We start from the raw sequence: 22,007 nt of genomic DNA, 5'->3' as shown, positions 1-22,007 counted from the left end.
CATGCTGAAATCTATTCTTCCAGCTGGCGGTACTGCAGGAGCTTGGCGATGAGGCCGGTCCAGCCGGTTTGGTGGCTGGCGCCGAGGCCGCGGCCGGTGTCGCCATGGAAGTACTCGTGAAAGAGCAGGTAGTCCTGGAAGTGCGGGTCGGTCTGGAGCTGACGGTCGTCGCCGAAGGCGGGGCGGTGGCCCTGCTCGTCGCGCAGAAACAACTTGGTGAGGCGCTCGGTGAGGGCCTGGGCGATTTCCTGCAGCGTGTGCATGTGGCCGGAGTTGGTCGGATACTCCACCTTGAACTCGGGGCCGTAGTAGTGGTAGAACCGCTGCAAGGACTCGATGATCAGGAAGTTCATGGGCATCCAGATGGGGCCGCGCCAGTTGCTGTTGCCGCCAAACAGCGAGGTGGTGGACTCGCCGGGCTCGTAGGCCACTACGGCATCCGGGCCATCTGCCACCTGCAGCCGGAACGGGTGCTTGAGGTGGTAGCGCGACAACGCCCGCACGCCGTAATCCGATAGAAACTCGGCCTCGTCGAGCATGCGGCGCAGCAGCAACTTCATGCGGTGGCCGCGCAGCAGCGAGAGCAGGTGGCGCTGGCCTTTGCCGGGCTCCTGCCAGCGGCTCACGAGGGCTGCCAGCTGCGGGCGGTGGTCGAGAAACCAGTTGAGGCGGCGCACAAACTGCGGGGCGCCGCGCAGGGCGTCCTCGTCCAGCACTTCCACCGCAAACAGCGGAATCAGCCCCACCATCGACCGGATCCGCAAGCTCACCCGGCCTTTGTCGGGCGTGTTGAGCACGTCGTAGTAGAACTCGTCCTGCTCGTCCCACATGTCAATTTCGCCTTCCGAGAAGCTGCTCATGGCGTGGGCGATGTAGAGGAAATGCTCGAAGAACTTGCTGGCCATGTCCTGGTACACCGGGTTGGTCTTGGACAGCTCCAGCGCAATGCGCATCATGTTGAGCGCGAACATGGCCATCCAGCTGGTGCCGTCGGCCTGCTCGATGTGGCCGCCGGTGGGCAGCGGCGCGCTTCTATCGAACACGCCGATGTTGTCAAGGCCCAGGAAGCCGCCCTCGAATACGTTGCGGTTGTGGCGGTCTTTGCGGTTCACCCACCACGTAAAGTTCAGCAGCAGCCGATGGAACATGCTTTCCAGGAAGGCCGTGTCGGGGTTGCCGCTGTGCTTGAGGCACATTTTGTAGACCCGCCAGGTGGCGTAGGCATGTACCGGCGGGTTCACGTCTTCCAGCTTCCACTCGTAGGCGGGCAGTTGGCCGCTGGGGTGCATGTACCAGTCCTGGCAGAGCAGGCGTAGCTGGTGCTTGGCAAACTCCACGTCCACCAATGCCAGCGGAATGCAGTGAAACGCCAAATCCCAGGCCGCATACCACGGGTACTCCCACTTGTCGGGCATCGAGATGATGTCGGCGTTGTTGAGGTGGGGCCAGGTGCTGTTGCGACCGTGCTGCCGCTCAGGCGGCGGGGGTGGCATGGTGGGGTCGCCGGCCAGCCACTCGGGCACGTCGTAGTAGTAGAACTGCTTGCTCCAGAGCATGCCGGCCAGGGCCTGGCGCTGCACATTGCGGGCGTCGGTGCTGGCCAGGTCGTGCTGCAGGTCGGCGTAGAACTGGTCGGCCTCGGCTTTGCGCTGGCTCATCAGCGCCTCAAACTCCTCGAAGGGCGCCGCGAGGCCGGGGGCGGCCAGCCGCACGCGCACGGTGCGGCTCTCGCCGGGCGGCACGTTGAGGGTGTAGTGCGCAGCAGCCTTGGTGCCTTCCCGGGCCGGGTTGATGGCCGTTTTCTCGCCCTGTACCACGTATTCGTGGATGCCGTCTTTGCAGTACGGGGCGGGGTTGGGGGCTTGGTAGAGGCGGGCGGTGTTGGTTTCGTTGTCGCAGAACAGCAGCGTGCAGGGCTGGTCGGCAGGCTGGTCGCAGTAGAGCTCCAGAGCGGGCAGCTTGGCGTGGTCCACGCAAATCCGGCCGGTGTCGGCGGCGGCTAGGCGGGGCTTATAGGCTTCGTTGCCCCAGCTCCAAGTATTGCGGAACCACAGTTGCGGCAGCACATGCAGCAGCGCCTCGTGCGGGCCGCGGTTGTGCACCGTAATCTGCATGAGCAGGTCGGTAGGGCCGACTTTGGCGTAGTCGAGGAAGACGTCGAAGTACCGGTCTTCGCGGAAGATGCAGGTGTCGGTGAGCTCAAACTCGGGTTTCTGGCGGTTGCGGCGGCCGTTTTCCTTCACCAGCCAGTCATACGGAAAGGCGTGCTGCGGGTACTTGTAGAGCATCCGCATGTAGGAGTGGGTGGGCGTGTTGTCGAGGTAGTAGTAGAGTTCCTTCACGTCCTCACCGTGGTTGCCTTCGGGCCCACTGAGGCCGAACAGGCGCTCTTTCAGGATGGTGTCCTGCCCGTTCCAGAGTCCCAAACCCAGGCACAGCAGCTGCTGGTCGTCGCAGATACCGCCCAGCGCATCCTCACCCCAGCGGTAGGCCAGGCTGCGGGCCATGTCGTGGGTGGTGTAGTTCCAGGGCTGGGCATCGGCCGAGTAGTCTTCGCGCACGGTACCCCACTGCCGGTCGCTCACGTAGGGGCCGAACTGGTGCCAGTGCTGCCGGCCCTCCCGCAGCTCCTGCTGCCGGCGCTGTTCCTCGTTCATTGGATAAAATTGCTGGTTGATTAAGGCCTTAGGTTGTCACTGGCGCCGCTGACGCGCTCCTGGCTGGCCCCTGTCTGCGCCAGGGCCAGCGTTTTTCTGGTATCAGTGGCTCAGCCGTTGTCGGCGAAACCGGGGTAGAGCGTCATGCCGCCATCGGCGAAGAGCGTGATGCCGGTCACGTAATCCGACTCGTCGGAAGCCAGCCACACGGCCACGTTGCCGATGTCGGCCGGCTCGCCGATGCGGCCGTAGGGAATGAGCGTAAGCAGGTCTTTCTCCTCCTGCGGCGTGTCGCGGGCCGAGAGGTTGATGGGCGTGGCAATGGCTCCGGGGCCGATGCTGTTCACCCGGATGCGGTGCGGGGCCAGTTCCTGGGCCATCGTCTTCATCAACTGCATGATACCGCCCTTGCTGGTGGCGTAGTTGACGTGCCCAGCCCAGGGAATAACCTCGTGCACCGAACTCATACAGATGATTTTGCCGGTGGCTTTGGAAATCTCCGGCTGCGGGCCGCGCCGCACAAACTCGCGGGCGGCCTCGCGGGCGCACAAAAACTGCCCGGTCAGGTTCACGCCAATAACTTTCTGCCACTGCTCCAGCGTCATGTTCAGCAGCGGGGCATCGTCCTGGATGCCGGAGTTGTTGATGAGGATATGCAGCGTGCCGGCCTGCTCGCGGATCTGGTCGAACATGCGCAGCACGTCTTCTTCCTTGCTCACATCGGCCTGCAGCACTGTGGCCTGGCCGCCGGCCTGCTCTATTTCACGCACCACTTCGGCCGCATCGTCGGCGCTGTGCGAGTAATTGACAAACACCCGGGCACCCTCGGCGGCCAGGGCTCGGGCCACCCCGGCCCCAATGCCGGAGCTACCGCCCGTGACGAGGGCTACTTGGTTTTGGAGGCGCTTGGAAGAAGGAAGTGCAGGCATAGTTGAAAGGCAAGGTGTCTCCTGTAAGACTACGTTGCGCGGCTGTAGGTTACATGAAGTTTCCGCTACCAAGGTTGGCCCCCACCTACGAGTGGGCCGTGACGGCAGGAAAACCCCAGCCTGATTTCCGACGGATTGAGCCGGCTCCTGGGCCCGGCCAGAGTGGCGCTTCGGCTAGGGTCGCTATAGGGCGGAAAGGCACTGGCACGGTGCTACCGGTTCTAGCTGCGCCGTTCTGGCAGGTCGGGACCAAGCTGCTGCAACCGGCTACCATTTGCACATAAAAATCTATAATTTAATAGTTTAACCATAAAATAACCTCTGCAAAGATTAGCTCTGCGCCCTTGTAAATGAAATATAATTTGGAAGTGTAAAATTTCCGCTTCTACCTTTGTACTACCAATTCTTTACCCCCCGAAAGGATTGTTTTTATACAGAGGCGTGGAGAGACAGGCTCGACGAAACGCCGGCAACCAGCGGACCTTCCGAAACGGTGCCAAGTCCTGACCATATAAAAACAACAAGCCGTGAAATCCTTGTTCAACACCGCCGCCGCTTCTGCTACCCTCTGTGCTGTACAGCATGGATGTTGTGGTATGCTGAGCATGGGCTGTTGTCAGGGCTAGGCACGCTCCCATTTTTCTGGTTTGTGCGCCGCCTATTTCTGAGCTGACGCGCGCATTTGCGCCGTCGGCCAGGGGAACCGCACACCCGTTTCTGTTTCGCTGAAAACTGCGCTGCGCCGCTGCGTAGGCCGTTTTCGCCGAAACCATCTTCCGGCCGGAATGCCGCGACCCAATCGGGCGGCTTCCTCCTCCCCTCTTTCTGCTATGCCTGCAGCTGATGCTGCGCCGGCCGCCCACGCCTTGCTGGACCGCCTGCGCCCTCTCATAGTGGCCGCCTCCGCCCTGGAGCGCCTGCGTCTGGTGGCCGACACCTTCCCCGGTCAGGCCGTTTTTTCCACCTCGTTCGGGCTGGAAGACCAGATCATCAGCCACCTGATTTTCGCCCACAACTTGCCCATTGAGGTGTTCACCCTCGATACCGGCCGCAACTTCCAGGAAACCTACTCTACCTGGAATAAGACGCTGATCCGCTACCAGAAGCCCATTGCGGTGTACGCCCCGCAGCGCGAGGACCTGGAAAACCTGCTCCTGCAGAAAGGCCCGAACTCCTTCTACGAGAGCGTGGACAACCGCAAGGAGTGCTGCCACATCCGCAAGGTGGAGCCCCTGAACCGGGCCCTGGCCGGCCGCGGGGCCTGGGTGACCGGCATCCGGGCCGAACAGTCGCAGAACCGGCAGACGATGGACCCCGTGGAGTGGGACGCGGCGCACCAACTCGTAAAAATCCACCCGCTCTTCGACTGGACCTGGGAGCAGGCGCTGGCCTTTGTGCAGCAAGAGGGCATTCCGGTGAACCCGCTGCACCAGCAGGGCTTCGTGAGCATCGGCTGCGCCCCCTGCACCCGCGCCATCAAGCCCGGCGAGGATTTCCGGGCCGGCCGCTGGTGGTGGGAAGACCTTTCGGCCAAGGAGTGCGGCCTGCACGCCACCGCGCATCACGACGGCCCCGACCCGGTGGTGGAGCCGGTTCCGGCCAGATAGCACGGCAAAAAAGAACGTCATGCTGAGCGAAGTCGAAGCATTTCTACCGCTGGCTAATCAAGTTGATTCCAACGTCAACCGCTCCATAGCCCAGGGTTTAAACCTTGGGTTAATGAACCGCCACAACGAAGCGGTAGAGATGCTTCGGCTGCGCTCAGCATGACGGACAACAACAGAACTGAAATCCAGACAAATATGAGTACCACTTTCGATTACCTCGACCGGCTGGAAGCCGAAGCCATCCACATCCTGCGGGAGGTGGCGGGGCAGTTTGAGCGGCCGGCCCTGCTGTTTTCGGGCGGCAAGGATTCCATTGTACTCACGCGTTTGGCCGAGAAAGCCTTCCGCCCCGGCCGCTTCCCCTTCCCGCTGGTGCACGTGGATACCGGCCACAACTTCCCCGAGGTGCTGGCCTACCGCGACCAGCTAGCCGCCCAGCTGGGCGAAAAGCTGGTGGTGCGCAAGGTGGAGGATACGATTAAGCGGCAGCGCCTGCGTGAGCCGGGCGGCAAGTACCCCAGCCGCAACCCGCTGCAGACCTACACGCTGCTGGAGGTAATCGAGGAGTTTGAGTTCGACGCCTGCATCGGCGGGGCCCGCCGCGACGAGGAAAAGGCCCGGGCCAAGGAGCGCATCTTCTCGGTGCGCGACGAATTTGGCCAGTGGGACCCCAAGCGCCAGCGCCCCGAGCTCTGGAACATCTACAACGGCCGCATCCAGAAGGGCGAAAACGTGCGCGTGTTCCCGATTTCCAACTGGACGGAGCTGGACGTGTGGCGCTACATCCAGCGCGAAAACATTCCGCTGCCCGACATCTACTTCGGCCACGAGCGTACCTGCGTGGTGCTGCCCTCGGGCCAGCTGCTGGGCCTCACCGAGCATTTGCAGCTCGATGACGAAGACGAAATCGTGACCCGGCAGGTGCGCTTCCGCACCGTGGGCGACTCCACCTGCACCGCCGCCGTGGAAAGCGACGCCCGCACCGTGGAAGACATCATCCAGGACCTGCTGCTGGCCAAAGTAAGCGAGCGGGGCGCCACCCGCCTCGACGACAACATCTCCGAAGCCGGCATGGAAGACCGCAAGCGGAACGGATATTTCTAAATGTGTGAAATGTGACGAATGTGGGTGAATGTGAGAAATAAAGGGTGCACCGTCCGGCACAATGACGCGCCGCTCTGCTGCTCTTTCTCACCACTCATTCCACTTCGCTGAACAGTCATTTTTCACATTTCTCACATTCACCCACATTCTTCACATTACAACCGTGGACTTACTTCGATTTATCACCTGCGGGAGCGTGGATGACGGCAAGAGCACCCTGATTGGGCGGCTGCTGTACGACTCCGAATCCGTGTCGCTGGACGTGCTGGCGGCGCTGGAGAAGCGGCAGGCTTCCAATGGCACCGTGGATTTGGCGTTGCTGACCGACGGCCTGCGCGCCGAGCGGGAACAGGGCATCACCATCGACGTGGCCTACAAGTACTTCACCACGCCCCGCCGCAAGTTCATCATTACCGATGCGCCCGGCCACGTGCAGTACACCCGCAACATGGTCACGGGTGCCAGCAACGCTGATCTGGCCATTGTGCTGGTGGATGCCCGCCAGGGCGTGATTGAGCAAACCCGCCGCCACACCCTCATTGCCGCGCTGCTGGGCATCCGGCATTTTGTGCTGGCCGTGAACAAAATGGACCTGGTGAACTACGACGAGGCCGTGTTTGCCCGCATTGCCACCGACTACGCCGAGCTGACCAACCATTTCAACCTGCCCGCCGCTACGGCCATTCCGCTGAGCGCCTTGCAGGGCGACAACGTGGTGAAGCCCAGCCAGCACTTGCCCTGGTACACCGGCCCCAGCCTGCTCCAGCACCTGGAAAGCGTGCCCGGCGCTCAGGAAACCGAGGCCGCGCCCCGCTTCCAGGTGCAGTACGTCATCCGGCCCCAGACGCCCGAGCTGCCCGACTACCGCGGCTACGCTGGCCAGATTCTGAGCGGCCAGTACCGCCGCGGCCAGCGCGTGCGGGTGCTGCCCTCAGGCCTGGAATCGGAAATCGAAGCCATTGAGGTGAACCAGCAGGAAGTGGAAACGGCCGCGGCCCCGCAGGCCGTGGTTATTCGCCTGCGCGACGACGTGGACGTGAGCCGCGGCGACGCCCTGGTGCCCGCCGGCCCCGAGGAGCCCACCCTCACCCGCGAGCTGGAAGCCACCCTGTGCTGGATGAGCGAGCAGCCTTTGTGGCCCGGCCGTAAGCTGCTGGTGCAGCACCACTCGGCCCTATCGAAAGCAGCCGTGTCGGCCATTCTCTACAAGGTGAACGTGCAGACCTTCGCCCGGGTGCACACCGAGCAGGCCCAGCTCAACGACATCGTGCGGGTGCGCCTCAAAACCGCCCTGCCCCTGGCCGTGGACCACTACGCCGACAACCGCACCACCGGCTCCTTCATCCTGGTCGACGAGCTGACCGGCGACACCCTGGCCGCCGGCCTGGTAGAAGCCGCTAACTCCGAGTACTTCACCGCCCCCGTTGCGCCGCCAGTAGCCTTTTCGATTTAGGCTGCTGACGAACGTCATGCTGAGCGAAGGCGCAGCCGCAGTCGAAGCATCTCTACCGCTTCGTTGCACTGCCAATTGATTAGTCAGAAGTAGAGATGCTTCGACTGCGGCTCCGCCTCCGCTCAGCATGACAGTGCCTTCCCCAATTCACTCATTCACCAACTCACTCATTCACTGATGCAAACGCCCCGCCTTACGGTACTGGGTGCCGGCCCCGGCGACCCGGAGCTGCTCACGCTCAAAGGGGCGCGGGTGCTGTCGGAAGCCGATGTGATTTTGTACGACGCGCTGGCCAACCGCGCCCTGCTCGGGCACGCCCGCCCCGAGGCCGTGCTGGTGCCCGTGGGCAAGCGGCGCGGCATGCGCAGCCACTCGCAGGACGACATCAACGCCCTGATTGTGGATTACGCCCGCCGCTACGGCCACGTGGTGCGCCTCAAGGGCGGCGACCCGTTTGTGTTCGGGCGCGGCCGGGAGGAAATGCTCTACGCCGAAGCCCACGGTCTGCTGACGGACTACGTGCCCGGCATCAGCAGCGCGGTGGCCGCCGCCGGGGCAGCCGGTATTCCCGTCACGCACCGTGGCCTGAGCGAAGGGTTTCGGGTGATTACGGCCACCACCGCCACCGGCGAGCTGGCCGGCAGCATCCGGGAAGCCGCCCGCGACGCCCGTGGCACCACCGTCATTCTGATGGGCCTGGGCGAACTGCCGCGCATCGTGCGGGCCTTCTGCGAGCAGGGCCACGCAGACACCCCGGCCGCCATCATCCAGAACGGCACCCTGCCCCACGCCCGGCTGGTCACCGGCCCCGTAGCCGAGCTGCCCGCCCGCGCCGCCGCCGCCGAAATCGGCGCGCCGGCCATCATCATCATCGGCGAAGTCACCCGCCTGGCCACCCCGGAGAAGCTGGCGCTGCTGCCGGAGTTGTACGCGGCGGTAGCCTGAACAGCAATTCACAAACAGCACATCATGCTGAGCGAAGTCGAAGCATCTCTACCGCTGGCTAACCAACCTGATTATACCGATTAACGCTCCATAGCCCAGGGTCTAAACCCTGGGCTACTGAACCGCCACAACGAAGCGGTAGAGATGCTTCGGCAAGCGGACGCCAGATAGAGCATGACCTCTTCCTTCTCTGACGCGCCCAACCCACTGCCCCAACCACCACGTCCTATGTCTCTTCTTTCAGCTTCCCCCACGCTTCCCATTGGCCTCGACGATCAGGCGCTGCAGCAGCTGGCAGCGAGCCTCACCTCCCAGCAGCTGGTGTGGCTGAGCGGCTACTTGTACGGCCGCGCCGGCGCGGCAGCGCCCCCCATTGCGGCCGTGGCCCCGGCTCCGGCGGTGGTAGAAGCAGCCGCGGCTAGTCGGCTCACCATCCTGTTTGGCTCCCAGACCGGCAACAGCAAGAAAGCCGCCGGTCTGGTGGCCGAAGCGGCCCGCCGCCGGGGCCTGCAGCCGCAGGTGCGCGACATGAACGACTACCCCACCAAGGACCTCAAAACCGAGCAGTTGCTGCTGGTGGTGGTGAGCACCCAGGGGGAAGGCGACCCGCCCATGGCGGCCGAGGAGCTGCACCAGTTCCTGCTCAGCAGCCGCGCCCCCAAGCTGCCCGACCTGCAGTACGCCGTATTGGCCCTGGGCGACAAAAGCTACCTGCAGTTCTGCCAGACCGGCTTCGAGTTCGACCAGCGCCTGGCCGAGCTGGGCGGCCGCCGCCTGGCCGAGCGGCTGGACTGCGACGTAACCTTCGAGGACGAAACCCGCCAGTGGGCCGAGCAGGTGCTCAGCCGCATCATTGAGTTGCAGCCCGTCCCGGCCCCCGTAACGGCTGGTGCCGCCGTGGCCGCGCCGTTGGTGGCTTCGGTTGGTGCGGGCTACGCGCCGGAAGTGGCCCCGCGGCCCGCCGCCGTGGAGTACAACGCCCGCAACCCTTTTGGGGCGGAGCTGCTGGAGAAGATTCAGCTCAACGGCCGGGGCTCCACCAAGGAAACCTACCACCTGGAGTTTTCCCTGGCTGATTCGGGCCTGACCTACGAGACCGGCGATGCCCTGATGGTGCAGCCCCGCAACCGCCCCGCGCTGGTGCAGGAGGTGCTGCAGGCTGCCCGCCTCTCCGAAGCCGCCCCGGTGCGCCTCGAAGCCGAGGAATTGGACCTGACCACCGCCCTCACCGAGCGGCTGGAACTGTCGGTCATCACCCGCGACGTGCTGGAGCGCTACGCCGCCGTGGCCCCACAACACCCGCGCCTCCGCGAAATTCTGGCCGATACGGCCGGTTTGGGCACCTACCTCTACGGCCGCGACGTGGCCGACTTGCTCACTGAGTTTCCGGTGGAGCTGTCGGGGCAGCAGCTGGCGGCGGTGCTGCGGCCGTTGCCGGCCCGGGCCTACTCCATTGCCTCCTCCTTGCTGGCCCACCCCGAGGAAGTGCATCTGACCGTGGGGGCCGTGCGCTACGAAACCTACGGCCGCGCCAAGCACGGGGCCTGCTCCGGCTACCAGGCCGACCACCTGAGCATCGGCGACACGGCCCGGGTGTGGGTGGACCGCAACGAGTACTTCAAGCTGCCGCAGGACGCTGCCACCGACATCATCATGGTGGGCCCTGGCACCGGGGTAGCGCCTTTCCGGGCCTTCGTGGAGGAGCGGGCCGAAACCGGCGCTACCGGCCGCAACTGGCTGCTGTTCGGCAACCCCCATTTCACCACCGACTTCCTGTACCAGACCGAGTGGCAGCAGCACCTCAAGCGCGGCACCCTCGACCGCCTCGACGTGGCCTTCTCCCGCGACCAGGCCCAGAAGCTCTACGTGCAGCACCGCCTGCTGGAACAGAGCCGCCGCGTGTACGAGCAGCTCGAAAACGGGGCCTACTTCTACGTGTGCGGCGACAAATCCCGCATGGCCCACGACGTGCAGCAGGCCCTGCGCCAGATCATCCAGCAGGAAAGCGGCCACGACGCCGACTACGCCGCCGAGTACCTGCGCCAACTCAAAAAATCGCGCCGGTTTCTGGAGGATGTGTATTAGTAGTGAGTACTGAGACGTGAGTAGTGAGATGATAAGTGTCGTCCATAAATGTAGAGACGCAACATCTTGCGTCTCCCGCCAGAACAGCCGGCCCCGCGCGAACCACCAACCATTGTAGAGACGCGACACTTCGCGTCTCCCGCCAGAACAACCGGCCCTGCACCGCTTACCGCTTCAACGAAACGACCTCAGCAACGACGAGACTCCAACTATTGCGTCTCTACAACCGCGCAGTTCGTCTGGCTCCCCCTCTCTGAAGGAGAAGGGGCCGGGGGATGAGGTGAGCCACCTCAACGAGAACCGCTACCTAGCCCAGGGCTTCCGCCCTGGAACCACCGACATCCAACCACCACCATGGCCGATACCCCAAAACTTTCCGAAGTCGAGCACGTCAAGGAAGCCAGCAACTACCTGCGCGGCACTTTGGCTGAAAGCCTCGTGAACCCGCTCACCGGCGCCCTCTACCCCGACGATACCCACCTGATCAAGTTCCACGGCTCCTACCAGCAAACCGACCGGGACCTGGACTCGGAGCGCAAGCGCCAGAAGCTGGAGCCGCTGTACTCGCTCATGATTCGGGTGCGGGTGCCGGGCGGCATTGCCTCGCCGGCCCAATGGCTGCGCATGGATGAGCTGGCCGACGAGTACGGCAACCACACGCTCAAGCTCACCACCCGCCAGGCCTTTCAGCTGCACGGCGTGCTCAAGCGCGACCTGAAAAAAACCATCCAGGGCTTCAACGAGGCTTTACTGGACAGCATTGCGGGCTGCGGCGACGTGAATCGCAACGTGATGTGCAACCCCAACCCGCACGAGAGCCCCCTGCACGCGGCCGTGTACGAGGTGTCGAAGCAGATCAGCGCCCACCTCACGCCCCGCACCTCGGCCTACTGGGATTTGTGGCTGAACGGCGAGCCCCAGTTCACCAGCGCCCCCAACGAGGGCGAGGAGGACGCCGAGCCCATCTACGGCAAAACCTACCTGCCCCGCAAGTTCAAGATTGCCCTGGCCATTCCGCCCTACAACGACACCGACATCTTCGCCAACGACCTGGGTCTGATTGCCATAGAGGAGCGGGGCCAGCTGGTGGGCTTCAACGTGGCCGTGGGCGGCGGCATGGGCATGACCTTCGGCATGCCCGACACCTACCCCCGCCTGGCCGACGTCATCGGCTTCGTACCCGCCGATAAAGTGGTGGACGCCTGCGAGAAAATCGTGACGATTCAGCGCGACTGGGGCAACCGGGAAAACCGCAAGTTCTCCCGCCTCAAGTACACCGTGGACCGCGTGGGCCTCGACGTGTTTAAAGCCGAGCTAAACCAGCGCCTGGGCTTCCCGGTGGAGCCCGCCCGCCCCTACCAGTTCCGCAGCTCCGGCGACGCCTACGGCTGGTCCATCCAGGCCGATGGCCGGGCCCACCTCACGCTGTTCGTGGAAGGCGGCCGGGTGCTCGACCGGGAAGGCTACACGCTCAAAACCGCTTTGCGCGAAATTGCCGCCTTTCACACCGGCGACTTCCGCCTCACCGGCAACCAGAACCTGATCATCGCCAACATTGCCCCCGAGCACCGGCTGAGCGTGCAGGCCATGTTGCAGCAGCACGGCGTGGCCATCGAGGCCGGCAAGGAATATACGGCCCTGCGGCGCGGGGCGCTGGCCTGCGTGGCCCTGCCCACCTGCACGCTGGCCTTCGCGGAGGCCGAGCGGTATCTTCCGGAATTATTGGATAGATTGGATCGGGTGATTCGCCAACAGGGTCTGGCTCAGAACGATATTCTGCTGCGGATGACGGGCTGCCCCAACGGCTGCGCCCGCCCCTACCTCGGCGAAATCGGGCTGGTGGGCCGGGCCGTGGGCCGCTACAACCTGTACCTCGGTGCCGCTTTCAACGGGGAGCGGATGAACAAGCTCTACAAGGAAATGCTGGACGAAGACGGCATCGTGCGGGAGCTCACGCCCCTGCTCGCCGACTACGCCCAGAACCGCCAGCCCCAGGAGCGGTTTGGTGATTTCGTCATCCGCCAGGGCTACGTGCAGCCCACCGCAAGCGGCCTGACGTTTCATGAGTAACCGATAGAACGTCATGCTGAGCTTGCCGAAGCATCTCTACCGCTTCGCCTGCACTTACACAACGAAGCGGTAGAGATGCTTCGGCAAGCTCAGCATGACGGCCAACTTCTTTCCTGCATCCGACCCCAACCAACACCGCCAACCATGCCCCTTTCCTCCAACAACGCCCTGCCCCAGCCCGAGCCGCCCCCGGCGGTGCCCGATGGCAACCGGCTGTTTCCGGTGTTTCTGAAGCTGGAACAGATGCACGTGCTGCTGGTGGGCGGCGGGGCCGTGGGCTTCGAGAAGCTCTCGGCCATGCTGGCCAACAGCCCCAACGCGGCCATTACGGTGGTGGCTACCTGGTTTAGGCCCGAGCTGCGGGTGCTGGCCGGCCAGCACCCCGCCGTGCAGCTGCGCGAGCAGCCCTACGACCCCACCCACCTCGTCGGCCACGACCTGGTGATTGTGGCCACCAACGACAAAGCCCTGAACCTGCAGATCAAGGCTGACGCCACCCGCCAGCGCCTGCTCTGCAACGTGGCCGACACGCCCGCCGCCTGCGACTTTTACCTGGGCTCCATCGTGCAGAAGGGTGACCTGAAAATTGCCATCAGCACCAACGGTAAGTCGCCCACCATTGCCAAGCGCCTGCGCGAAATGCTCACCCACACCCTCCCCGACGAGCTGCACGACGTGCTCCAGCGCATGTCGCAGATTCGGGAGAAGGTGGGCGGCGACTTCGCCCAAAAGGTAAAGTCGCTGAACGCCGTAACGGCCGAGCTGACCGGCGGGCCGGCCTACGAATCACCCGCCGCGGCGCGGTGGCGCAAAATTGCCACCGGGGCGCTGCTGGCCTTTGCGGCCATGCTGGTGTTCAACATTCTGAGCTACTATTTCACCCTGGAGCAAGTCTGGGACGCTGCCACTCACGCCGAAACCTTCTGGCTGTTCGTGGCCATCGGCTTCGGCGCACAGCTCATTGATGGACTGCTGGGCATGGGCTACGGCGTGGTTACGGCCATCAGCCTGATGAGCCTGAACATTGCCCCGGCGGCCGTGAGTGCCAGCATCCACACCGCCGAAATGTTTGCCAGCGGAGCCTCGGGCTACCACCACTACCGCTTCGGCAACGTGAACAAGCGCCTGTTCAAAGTGCTCCTGATTCCGGGCGTGCTGGGCGCCATTGCGGGGGCCTACCTGCTCTCGAAGTTCGGCGAAACCTACGCCGGCTACGTGAAGCCGTTCCTGGCGGTGTATCTGCTGCTGCTGGGCATCCGCATCATCAGCAAGGCCTTCAGCAAGCCCGGCCCGCGCAAGAAGCACAAGAAACTGGGCATCCTGGCCGCGGCCGGCGGCTTCCTCGATTCGTTTGGCGGGGGCGGCTGGGGGCCGCTGGTCACCAGCACGCTCATTGCCGGGGGCCGCACGCCGCAGTACGTGATTGGCTCGGTGAGCGTCACGGAGTTTTTTGTCACGTTTGCCAGCGCCGTCACGTTTTTCGCCACCCTGGGCATTTCGCATTGGCAGATTATCCTGGGCCTCATCATCGGGGGCGTGGCCGCCGCGCCGCTGGCCGCCCGCCTCGCCGGCCGCCTGCCCGTCCGCTGGATGTTCGTGGGCGTGGGCCTGATGGTGATTGTGTGGAGTTTGTGGGCGTTGCGCAAGGTGTTTATGTAGCACACCCTTTAGCTTGTGCCGCCCTAATAAACGGCCCCGCTGACACCTGTTCAGCGGGGCCGTTTCGCATGGAAACCGACCCGCTGCAAACCATTAAAAAACACTAACAACCAATATCCTTTATACCGTGTAAAAATCACTGAAATTCAGACTATTAACCGCCATAAACACCACAAAACAAAGCCTGAAATAAGTCAATTATGGACATGGAACAGGAGGTATTCACTGCTACTTTTAGCGTACCAACCATCCTACTCCTATGCTATCCTCCCTACGTCTGACTTACTGGCTTTCCTGCTGTATACTCCTGACAGCTTCAGCATGTAAAAAAGACTCTGAATCAGGTCCTGGGCTGCGCATCGTCAATAAAGTCCCTTATTATCATTTCACGGAAGATGATCAACCGTGGCTGACGATGCGGCAAGGAGACACTTGGCAGTTTGAGAATGGGCGCGGCTACCGACGAACTTACCAGGTCAGCCAGATTATCGATTACACTCAGGCAGAAAAAAAGGAAGTTCAGCCACCCGGCCCAAACTTTTCTTCTCCTAAGCTGCTGAACTACTTCGACCAGAAAACAGTGCGCCTGACCCGTATTGATAGTGTACGGGTTGGTGGCGGAGAGTTTCGCTTTTATCGGGGTGCGGCCCAGTTGACCAACCGTAGTTTCGATGGCTACGACAAAAACAAGAGCAGCTTCTATGCGAAAGGAGAATGGTCGGCTTTCGTTGGCAACACCGACCTTATCAGCGACTACTATCACTGCAGAGGCCTGAAATTCCCGCGTGGGTCTGCCTTGGAAGGGCCGTTTCAGCAACTCAGCATTCGGGGCCGGCAGTACACCGAAGTAGTTGCGTTTGTGGGCACTTCTCGCGGCCCAGATTGCGCGCCCACGCCTGCCTCATTCATGCAAGAGCTGTATTATGACCGGCGCGCCGGCATTGTGCGAATGGTGAGCCTTGGCGGTGAGGTATGGGACCGGCTGCCATAAGACCAATAGCACAGTATCGGCTACATTGCTACGCTCGTTCGCAGAAGCCGGAGCTTCGCGTTAAGGCAAAAACCGAATGACAAAGTTCTTCAGCGGGTTCTTCGTGATGAGCAGCACCAGCTCGCCGTTCACGTATCGGTACTCGCCTTCGCGGTCGGGCAGGCCGGCGGTGTAGCGGGCCGGGCCCAGGCGCTGCACGCTGAAAAAGTCGCCGAAATACTCGGAAAATGCCCGGGCCTGCCCTTGCGGCTCACCGAAAAACAGGTCCGTGACAGTGTAGCGGATCGGCTGCTTTTCGGTGGCGCGGTGCTGGTACCGGTACTGGCTGGCCACGATGTCGTAATGGTCGCCCTTCCACTCGGTGCGCGAGGCGAAATCGCCCTGGTTGGTGTGGGCTTCCACGGTGGAAAGCAGCAGCTGGCCGTTGCGCACCCGGTTCACCACCTGGTAGTAGATCTTCAGCTTATAGATCAGGAAGTTCACCTTCACGTCGCTGGTGAGCGTGGAAACGGCGTCGGTGGTGGCCGTCTGCGGAACGCGCGTGGCCGTCATGGTGCCCACGCGCACGCCGGCCACCTCAATAGCGTAGCGCCGCGTTTCGGGCACCGCGGGGCGCGCCGCCGGAGTTTGCGCCGAGGCAGCTCCAACCAGACCAACCAACGCCCCCGTCAGGCCCAGCCGGAAGCCACTCCCACTCATGCGGCGCGGCCGGCTACGTGCCAATGCTCCGGCCTATTGCTCATTCAGGTTCCAGTTGTAGTCCAGGAAGTCGATTTTGGCGTTGGCGTCGAGCTTGGTGGTGGAGTACTTGTTCACCCACTTCACCACCGACTGCCCGTTCTCGCTCCAGTCGCCCTTGTACCAGTCGAAGTACTTGGAAAGCTGGGCGCTGCTCTTGCTGATCTTGTTTTTGGCGGGGTTGTTCACGAAGTCACGGCCCTGGTCGTCGAGCTGGCTGTCGAGTTTGGCGGCGGTGTAAGCCTCATTGCGCAAACTGGGGCACGAGACGGAGGCGCACACCAGTGCGAAGTGAATGCGCGGGTCGTTGAACTTCTTACGCAGCGTGCCGTGCTCAATTTCGTCGAGGCTCATCTTCTTACCGCCGATGCTGAAGAACTTGGCCGCCCAGGGCGTGGTCACGAATGGAATCTTGATTTTCGAGCCGATATCCTTGATGCTCTGCACCGGGTAGTGGTCCAGGATCAGGCGGATGGTGTAGGCGTTGTAGGCGTTGATCCAGTAGGCCATCTGCTCCTGCTTGCTCCACGAAGCGGCCGGGGCATTCTTGCTCAGCAGCGCCAAGTACTGGTTGAACTCCTTTTCGTCGGCCTTGAAGCCTTTGTAGTTCACCTGGCCTTTGCTGTTGACGTGCTTTTTGAGCAGCTTGTCGAACGCCGCATGGTCGGGGGCGGCGGCTGGCGCGGCAGCTACGGCGGGCACGGCCGCCAGGGTGGGTAGCGGCGCAGCCAAGGCCAGGCCAGCAGCCAGCTGAAGAGTGAACAAGGCGCGAACAGGCAGATTGGGCAGTTTCATAAGCAAGGGGATTTGCCGCAGTATACGGCGGCGGTGGCCGGCGGTACGGGGCCGGCGCAGCGGCCGTAGCAGCAGTTTGGCCGGAATATACGGGCGAGGTATCACAAAAAGATTGCAGCCGCGCCAAACTCCGTGCCGCACCGCTTACGTACGCCTGTTTCACCCCCTTCCTCCTGCATGCTGCTGACCTCCGTGCTGCTGGCCCTGGCCACGCAGGCTCCACCGCCCGACAGCACCACCCGCCGGTTGTCGGTGCTGCCGCTGCCACTCGTCTACTACACCCCGGAAACCCGGCTGGCCTACGGGGCCGCGCTGGTGTTCACCGTGCGCTTCCGCCAGGATTCCGCCTTCACTGATGCCCGGCCCTCACAGTTCACGCTGGGTGCCGCCTACACCCAGAACCGGCAGCTGCTGCTGTATCTGCCGTTTCAGGTGTTCTACCAGCACAACACCTACTACGCCTACGGCGAGGCGGGCTACTACCGCTACAACTACTATTTCTACGGCGTGGGCGAGCAGGCCGTGCCGCGTGAGCTGTACGGCGTCAATTTCCCACGGGTGCGCCTCAACGCCTTCCGCCGCGTGGCCCCGACCCTGGCCGCCGGCAAGCTCTACGCCGGGCTGCGCTACCAACTGGAAGACTACGACGTGACGACCACCGAAGACGGCGGGCAGCTGGCCAGCGGCCGCGTGCCGGGCGGCTTGGGCAGCCGGCTGCATGGCGGCGGCCTGGGCGTGTTCTTCGACTCGCGCGACAACCTGTTCTTCCCCACCAAAGGCGTGGTGGCCGACCTGACCGGCATGATTCGCAACCGCGCCGACAACACCGGCCCGCTGGGCACCACCCACTTCAGCCGCTACTCGGCCGACGTGTCGTCGTACCACAGCCTGAACCGGCGGGCGGTGCTGGCCCTGAACTACTTCGCCAGCTTCACGGCCGGTACGGCCCCGTTCAACGCGCTGTCGTTGCTGGGCGGCACGCGCCGGATGCGGGGCTACTACGAAGGCCGTTTCCGCGACCAGCACGCGGCCCTGCTGCAAACCGAGCTGCGCCTGGCCGTGTATAAACGGCTGGGAGCCGTAGCTTTCGGCTCCGTAGGCACCCTCGGCGACGCCGCCGACGGCTTGCGCCTGCGCCAGCCCAAGGGCGCGTACGGCGCCGGCCTGCGTTTCACCCTCAACCGCCGCGACCACCTCAACCTGCGCCTCGACTACGGCCTCGGCAAAGAATCCAGCGGGTTCTACCTGACCGTTGGAGAAGCGTTTTGATGGGTATTAGTGCTACAGCTAGCAAGCTGGTTCCCCTCCTTGGAAAATGTCGCGCATCAAGCGAGTGTGGGTTAGGGGTGGTTGACAATCGTTGGTCGGTATGTAAGATTAGCTCTAAAATCGTCCTGAATGTATCAACCACCCCTAGCCCCTCCTTTCCAAGGAGGGGAACTAGCTTGCTAGCCGTAGCGCTACTAACTACAAAACACCGCCCCGCTTCCGCTGCGTATATCTGCTTTCCATGACCATCAGCATCATCATTCCTACCTATAATGAGGCCGCCAATATTGGCCGGCTGGTGCAGGAGCTGCGCCACTACGGATCCGCCGAAGCTCCCGAAATCCTGGTTGTAGACGCTAACAGCGCCGATGGCACCGCCGAAGTGGCCCGGCAGGCCGGCGCCACCGTGCTGCCGGCCCCCAAGCCCGGCCGCGCCGCCCAGATGAACCACGGCGCCGCCCACGCCACCGGCGACATTCTCTACTTCGTGCACGCCGACGTGCAGATTCACCCCGACTTTGCAGCCACCATCCGGCAGGCCGTGGCCGACGGCTACCCCGCCGGCTGCTACCGGTTCCGCTTCGATTCCGAGCACCCGCTGCTGCGCTTCAACAGCTACGGCACCCGCTTCAAGGGCATCATGAGCCGCGGCGGCGACCAGACGCTGTTTGTCACGCGGGAGCTGTTTGGGCAGCTGGGGGGCTTCCGGGAGCAGTTTGTGGTGATGGAGGACTTCGACATCATCCAGCGCATCCGGCGCGTGGCGCGCTTCCTGATTGTGCCGCAGGACGTGGTAGTTTCGGCCCGCAAGTATGAGCACAACAGCTGGCTGCGGGTGCAGCTGGCCAACCTGACGGCGTTTTCGCTGTACTTTCTGAAGGTGTCGCCGGTCCGGATTGCGCGCACCTACAAGGCCATGATCAACCACCGCTGATGCCGGCGCCCGTTCTCGTAACCGGGGCCAATGGCTTTCTGGGCCGCCACCTGGTGGCCGAGCTACACCGGCGCGGCCTGCCCGTGCGGGCGCTGGTGCGGCCCGGCACGCCCCCGCCCTTCCCGGCCGCCTGGGCCGTGGACTACCGCTTCGCCGACCTCACCCAGCCCGCCACCCTCGCCGGCCTCGCCGATGGCTGCGCGGCCATCGTGCACGCCGCAGCCCTGGCCCAGGTGAACCCCGCCCGCAACCCCGCCGTGTGGGCCGTGAACGACGCCGGCACGGCCGCTATGCTGGACCTGGCCCGGCAGGCCGGGGTGGCGCGCTTCGTGTACGTAGGCACAGCCAACGTCTTCGGCTTCGGAACCCTAACCGACCCCGGCGACGAAACGCGCCCCTACGCCGGCGCCCGCTACGGCCTCGACTACATGGACAGCAAGCGCGCCGCCACCGACCGGGTGCTGCGCGCCGTGGCCGAGTGGCAGCTGCCGGCCGTGCTGGTGCACCCCACTTTCATGCTGGGCCCGCAGGACGCCCGGCCCACCTCCAACGCCCTGCTGCTGGAGCTGTACCGTGGCCGGCTGCCCGGCTATCCGCCCGGCGGCAAAAACTACGTGCACGTCCACGACGTGGCCGTGGCCACCATCAATGCCCTGACCATGGGCCGCATAGGCGAATCCTACATTCTCGGCAACGAAAACCTGAGCTACCGCGACGCCTTCCGGCAGCTGGCCGGCGTGCTGGGCGTGGCACCGCCGCGCTGGCCCATTCCGGGCGGGCTGGCGCGCCTGTATGGGGCGTTTGCCGAAATGCAGGCGCGCCTTACGGGCCGGCCGGGCCAGCTCAATGCCGCCATGGCCGCCGTCGCCAACGACGGTCATTATTTCAGCGTGCAGAAAGCCCGGCACGAGTTGGCGCTGCCGCAAACGCCTATCGGGCAGGCCGCCGCCGAGGCCTTCGCGTGGTTTAAAGCCCATCAGTATGTTTGATTCTCAACCGGCTTCTGCCGACTTACCACCTATTCCTTCCCCATCGCTTGCCGCCGCACTGCCGCAGCTGCCCCAGCCGCTGCCGCTGCCGCGCACCGGGCAGTTTGCGGGCCGGGTGGCCATCGTCACGGGCTCGGAGTCGGGCATCGGGCGCGAAACGGCGCGGGCCTTGTGCGCCGCCGGAGCCGCCGTGGTGCTCAACGGGCGCCAGGCCGAGCGCCTGGAACTCACACGCCAGCAGCTGGCCGCCGCCGGCTACCTGGTGGCCACCTGCGTGGCTGACGTAACCGACTACGCCGCCTGCGAAACGCTGGTGGCTACGGCTATCCGGGAGTTTGGCCGGCTGGATATCCTGGTGGCCAATGCCAGCATCTCGCAGCGCGCCTACTTCGCCGACATGCAGCCCGACGTGTTCCGGCAGGTGCTCGACAGCAACGTGTACGGGGCCGTATTTCCGCTGAAAGCCGCCCTGCCGCACCTGCTCGCCAGCCGCGGCAGCGTCACGTTTATTTCCTCGATTTCGGCCCTGAACGGCATGCCCAGCGGCTCGGCCTACTGCGCCGGCAAAGCGGCCCTCACTAACCTGGCCCACACCCTGCGCCTGGAGCTGGACGGCACCGGCGTGCACTTCGGCGTGGTGCACATCGGCTTCACCCAAAACGACGACGACAAGCGCGTACTCGACGCCCAGGGCCAGCCAGTGCCCATTGCGCACCGCCCGCCACGCTGGCAGAAAACCCAGGCCGAAGTGGCGGCCATCATCGTTCGACACATCCGGCGACGGCGGCAGCGCACCGTTATTTCGGCGCTGGGCTGGCTGATTGCCATCGTGCACACCTACGCGCCCCGCCTCGGCGACTGGGTGGTGCTCACCACGATGCGCCGGATGCGCAATTTCTACGAGTGAGCAACTAAACCGAACCGGCCGCCGGCTGCGTACGTGCGTCAGCAAACAGGCCACCCGGCCTTGGCTGCCGCTGACTGCCGGCTACCGCCTAACTTGCCAGTACCCCGCCCCGCTTTACTACCCACACTACTACTTGTTTCTCTTGCCCGCTACGCCCGCCCGTGCCGCCATTCTGCTTTTCACCCGCCCGGCGGGTGAGGAAGCCGCGCACAAATCGTTTGGACGGGGGCGACGGACGGCGGCGGCCATTGCGGCGCAGCTGATTGCGCGCGCCAGCGCCACGGCCCGGCAGGCAGGCGTTGATTTTGTGTGCGTGGAGTCGGGCGAGCAAAGCGGGCGCACCTTCGGGCAGCGGCTGGCGTCGGCGCTGGCGTATGGGTTTGAACTGGGCTACGAGCAGCTGGTGGTTATCGGCAACGACTGCCCGCAGCTGACGCCCGCCCTGGTACGGCAGGCTGTGCGCGCCCTGCACACCACCGACGCCGTGCTGGGCCCCGCCCTCGATGGGGGCGTGTACCTGCTGGGGCTGCACCGCCGCTTTTTCGAGGCCGAAGCCTGGGTTGCGCTGCCCTGGCAGACGGCCGCCCTGGGGCACGCGCTGCGCCGCTGCCTGCACCGGGCCGGCGCGGCCGTGGCCACCCTGCGCCCCCTCGCCGATGTAGACACGGCCCACGATTTTGCCGGCCTGCTAGCTTGGCTACCTGCCGGTTCTTTCCGCAGCCGTCTGCACACTATTCTGGCCGCCGAGCAGCCGCTGCGGCCCGTGCTCCGGCTTCGGCCGAGCCTACTGGCTGCAGCGGCCATGCTGCCGCAGCGCGGCCCACCAACTCTCTGAAAGCAGCCGAAAGTTGCCGGCCAGCCAGCTGCAAGCGCCC

Annotated in this window: 17 protein-coding genes and 1 riboswitch; of the genes, 13 read left to right on the top strand and 4 right to left on the bottom strand. The window is 64.0% G+C overall.

Translation table 11 applies throughout. The features are described from left to right. Positions 1–11 precede the first annotated feature (11 nt). On the bottom strand, positions 12–2,657 hold the full coding sequence (locus tag N008_RS15190; protein WP_044017218.1) for an MGH1-like glycoside hydrolase domain-containing protein: 2,646 nt from the start codon (positions 2,655–2,657) through the stop codon (positions 12–14). Between the two features lie 110 nt (positions 2,658–2,767). Beyond that, positions 2,768–3,586: an SDR family oxidoreductase gene (locus N008_RS15185; RefSeq protein ID WP_044017216.1), complete on the bottom strand. Its 819-nt coding sequence runs from the start codon at positions 3,584–3,586 to the stop codon at positions 2,768–2,770. 426 nt (positions 3,587–4,012) lie between these two features. Then, positions 4,013–4,104, top strand: a riboswitch (SAM riboswitch). Positions 4,105–4,416: 312 nt separating this feature from the next. Here N008_RS15185 and N008_RS15180 point away from each other — a divergent pair. The 8 genes from N008_RS15180 to N008_RS15145 all read left to right on the top strand — a co-directional run bounded on the left by N008_RS15180 (position 4,417) and on the right by N008_RS15145 (position 15,500). Beyond that, entirely contained in the window at positions 4,417–5,193 is a 777-nt protein-coding gene (locus N008_RS15180) for a phosphoadenylyl-sulfate reductase (protein ID WP_081910838.1), read from the top strand. Between the two features lie 159 nt (positions 5,194–5,352). Then, entirely contained in the window at positions 5,353–6,297 is a 945-nt protein-coding gene (cysD, locus tag N008_RS15175) for a sulfate adenylyltransferase subunit CysD (protein ID WP_081910837.1), read from the top strand. A 163-nt stretch (positions 6,298–6,460) separates the two neighbouring features. Then, positions 6,461–7,750, top strand: a complete 1,290-nt coding sequence (locus N008_RS15170) for a sulfate adenylyltransferase subunit 1 (protein WP_197062871.1) — start codon at positions 6,461–6,463, stop codon at positions 7,748–7,750. Between the two features lie 177 nt (positions 7,751–7,927). Beyond that, positions 7,928–8,695: a uroporphyrinogen-III C-methyltransferase gene (gene cobA / locus N008_RS15165; RefSeq protein WP_044017212.1), complete on the top strand. Its 768-nt coding sequence runs from the start codon at positions 7,928–7,930 to the stop codon at positions 8,693–8,695. Positions 8,696–8,923: 228 nt separating this feature from the next. Then, complete coding sequence (locus N008_RS15160) at positions 8,924–10,780, top strand: assimilatory sulfite reductase (NADPH) flavoprotein subunit (RefSeq protein ID WP_052381604.1); 1,857 nt, start codon at positions 8,924–8,926, stop codon at positions 10,778–10,780. Between the two features lie 354 nt (positions 10,781–11,134). Continuing rightward, a complete protein-coding gene (locus N008_RS15155) occupies positions 11,135–12,850 on the top strand; it encodes an NADPH-dependent assimilatory sulfite reductase hemoprotein subunit (RefSeq protein WP_044017210.1) in 1,716 nt (571 codons plus the stop codon). 144 nt (positions 12,851–12,994) lie between these two features. Continuing rightward, positions 12,995–14,509: a TSUP family transporter gene (locus tag N008_RS24170; RefSeq protein WP_052381603.1), complete on the top strand. Its 1,515-nt coding sequence runs from the start codon at positions 12,995–12,997 to the stop codon at positions 14,507–14,509. A gap of 259 nt (positions 14,510–14,768) precedes the next feature. Next, entirely contained in the window at positions 14,769–15,500 is a 732-nt protein-coding gene (locus N008_RS15145) for a hypothetical protein (RefSeq protein ID WP_156109339.1), read from the top strand. A gap of 60 nt (positions 15,501–15,560) precedes the next feature. On the opposite strand, the gene N008_RS15140 is transcribed toward N008_RS15145, so the two are convergent. Both N008_RS15140 and N008_RS15135 read right to left on the bottom strand, forming a co-directional pair. Beyond that, the gene (locus N008_RS15140) at positions 15,561–16,199 is read right to left on the bottom strand and encodes a DUF6134 family protein (protein WP_044017207.1); all 639 of its coding nucleotides are present in this window, start codon (positions 16,197–16,199) and stop codon (positions 15,561–15,563) included. A gap of 33 nt (positions 16,200–16,232) precedes the next feature. After that, positions 16,233–17,033 (bottom strand): DUF547 domain-containing protein, encoded by an 801-nt coding sequence (locus tag N008_RS15135; protein WP_081910835.1) that lies wholly within the window; start codon positions 17,031–17,033, stop codon positions 16,233–16,235. A gap of 177 nt (positions 17,034–17,210) precedes the next feature. Here N008_RS15135 and N008_RS15130 point away from each other — a divergent pair, with 177 nt between their 5' ends. From N008_RS15130 to N008_RS21750, 5 genes are all read left to right on the top strand, one after another. Continuing rightward, complete coding sequence (locus tag N008_RS15130; RefSeq protein WP_044017205.1) at positions 17,211–18,302, top strand: BamA/TamA family outer membrane protein; 1,092 nt, start codon at positions 17,211–17,213, stop codon at positions 18,300–18,302. Between the two features lie 241 nt (positions 18,303–18,543). Further along, positions 18,544–19,236, top strand: a complete 693-nt coding sequence (locus tag N008_RS15125; RefSeq protein ID WP_044017203.1) for a TIGR04283 family arsenosugar biosynthesis glycosyltransferase — start codon at positions 18,544–18,546, stop codon at positions 19,234–19,236. Further along, positions 19,236–20,225: an NAD-dependent epimerase/dehydratase family protein gene (locus N008_RS15120; protein ID WP_044017201.1), complete on the top strand. Its 990-nt coding sequence runs from the start codon at positions 19,236–19,238 to the stop codon at positions 20,223–20,225. Before N008_RS15125 ends, N008_RS15120 begins: the two co-directional genes overlap by 1 nt. After that, a complete protein-coding gene (locus N008_RS15115) occupies positions 20,218–21,132 on the top strand; it encodes an SDR family oxidoreductase (RefSeq protein ID WP_052381601.1) in 915 nt (304 codons plus the stop codon). Before N008_RS15120 ends, N008_RS15115 begins: the two co-directional genes overlap by 8 nt. Before the next feature lie 142 nt (positions 21,133–21,274). Continuing rightward, positions 21,275–21,967: a DUF2064 domain-containing protein gene (locus tag N008_RS21750; RefSeq protein ID WP_197062870.1), complete on the top strand. Its 693-nt coding sequence runs from the start codon at positions 21,275–21,277 to the stop codon at positions 21,965–21,967. Positions 21,968–22,007: the final 40 nt, after the last annotated feature.

It is taken from the genome of Hymenobacter sp. APR13 (genome assembly GCF_000737515.1).
Classification (GTDB): Bacteria; Bacteroidota; Bacteroidia; order Cytophagales; family Hymenobacteraceae; genus Hymenobacter.
Note: the sequence above shows the minus strand (reverse complement) of the source record. Positions and strands in the feature narration are given on the sequence as shown.

Coding starts and splice junctions, on each gene's coding strand:
- N008_RS15190 (WP_044017218.1), bottom strand. CDS start 2,657: ATGAACGAGGAACAGCGCCGGCAGCAGGAGCTGCGGGAGGGCCGGCAG.
- N008_RS15185 (WP_044017216.1), bottom strand. CDS start 3,586: ATGCCTGCACTTCCTTCTTCCAAGCGCCTCCAAAACCAAGTAGCCCTC.
- N008_RS15180 (WP_081910838.1), top strand. CDS start 4,417: ATGCCTGCAGCTGATGCTGCGCCGGCCGCCCACGCCTTGCTGGACCGC.
- cysD (WP_081910837.1), top strand. CDS start 5,353: ATGACGGACAACAACAGAACTGAAATCCAGACAAATATGAGTACCACT.
- cobA (WP_044017212.1), top strand. CDS start 7,928: ATGCAAACGCCCCGCCTTACGGTACTGGGTGCCGGCCCCGGCGACCCG.
- N008_RS15160 (WP_052381604.1), top strand. CDS start 8,924: ATGTCTCTTCTTTCAGCTTCCCCCACGCTTCCCATTGGCCTCGACGAT.
- N008_RS15155 (WP_044017210.1), top strand. CDS start 11,135: ATGGCCGATACCCCAAAACTTTCCGAAGTCGAGCACGTCAAGGAAGCC.
- N008_RS24170 (WP_052381603.1), top strand. CDS start 12,995: ATGCCCCTTTCCTCCAACAACGCCCTGCCCCAGCCCGAGCCGCCCCCG.
- N008_RS15145 (WP_156109339.1), top strand. CDS start 14,769: ATGCTATCCTCCCTACGTCTGACTTACTGGCTTTCCTGCTGTATACTC.
- N008_RS15140 (WP_044017207.1), bottom strand. CDS start 16,199: ATGAGTGGGAGTGGCTTCCGGCTGGGCCTGACGGGGGCGTTGGTTGGT.
- N008_RS15135 (WP_081910835.1), bottom strand. CDS start 17,033: ATGAAACTGCCCAATCTGCCTGTTCGCGCCTTGTTCACTCTTCAGCTG.
- N008_RS15130 (WP_044017205.1), top strand. CDS start 17,211: ATGCTGCTGACCTCCGTGCTGCTGGCCCTGGCCACGCAGGCTCCACCG.
- N008_RS15125 (WP_044017203.1), top strand. CDS start 18,544: ATGACCATCAGCATCATCATTCCTACCTATAATGAGGCCGCCAATATT.
- N008_RS15120 (WP_044017201.1), top strand. CDS start 19,236: ATGCCGGCGCCCGTTCTCGTAACCGGGGCCAATGGCTTTCTGGGCCGC.
- N008_RS15115 (WP_052381601.1), top strand. CDS start 20,218: ATGTTTGATTCTCAACCGGCTTCTGCCGACTTACCACCTATTCCTTCC.